This is a genomic window from Komagataeibacter sp. NFXK3, assembly GCF_054182245.1.
On the sequence record NZ_JAPIVJ010000084.1, the window covers coordinates 1 to 954 of the forward strand.

The 954-nt window shown below is 49.0% G+C and carries 1 protein-coding gene and 1 pseudogene; one reads left to right on the forward strand and one right to left on the reverse strand.

What is annotated here, in order from left to right:
* A partial coding sequence (locus OQZ28_RS17570) for a hypothetical protein (protein WP_458136700.1) occupies nt 1-208 on the forward strand: 208 nt, incomplete at its 5' end.
* Between the two features lie 640 nt (nt 209-848).
* Here OQZ28_RS17570 and OQZ28_RS17575 read toward each other — a convergent pair.
* A pseudogene (locus tag OQZ28_RS17575) lies at nt 849-954 on the reverse strand (IS5/IS1182 family transposase); the annotation flags it as partial.

Below are 954 nucleotides of genomic sequence, written 5' to 3' on the forward strand. Positions count from 1 at the left end.
GTCGTCCCGGCGATACTGCGCGCGGGTGATTTCAGTCCAGGCCATCTTGATCTCATCAGGTTATCGCAAACCCATGAATCATAATCCACTGAAATCACTCAACTCATTTTCGGTCAGACACTTAGAGGAACCGAGTTTCTCCTTTGCCTCCCGTCTGGAATTTCACTACTTCGATTCGCTTGGAATGTCGCCAGAGTTCCCGCTTTGACGACCAGTATGGGGACTCTAGCGACACATTCGTTCCCGAGAACTTTAGCGGCTATTGAGGACTCTAGCGACAGATTGAGAACTCTAGCGGCGAAATTTGGGAACTCTGGCGACCCAAGACTCCAGAAAAAAGCCTTATCCCGAGAACTTTAGCGGCACATACTAATAACTAATTCCTAATATCTTTTTCTAATAGCAGGGGTGTCGCTAAAGTTCCCGGAGACAAACTGCCTCAACGGTGTAAAAGTCACGTCATGGGAACTATCCATGACCTTATCGAGAACGAAGGCCGCCAAGGCGCTCTGTCCTTCGATTATGACCGTCGCGTCATCAAAATCGCCTCAGAGTATATGGCGATGGAAGAAAGCTCGATTGGCTTTCTCTACAGCGGTTTTACTCATGTAGGTTTACCGCATAAAAGACTCTCTGATGACGCTGCATGGCAAGTTACGACTGACAGAGTAACAATGGTTGTAGAGCCTGGTCGAAAGGCATCACCGTCAGGCCAACCCGTTTACGTTGGAGTTCCATACGGCTCCAAGGCTCGTCTAATCATGCTGTATTTACAGACTGAAGCCCTGAAAACTAACAACCGAGAGGTCGAATTAGGTCGCAGTCTAAGAGCCCGATCCGAAAGTTTTTCAAGCTTGACAATGCCTTGCTGTCCGTCGTGTGAGCATGCGGATCGAGGCGATCAATGTCCATGCGGTTGAGGACGCAATGGATTGTTCCCAATCTTTGGCGAGC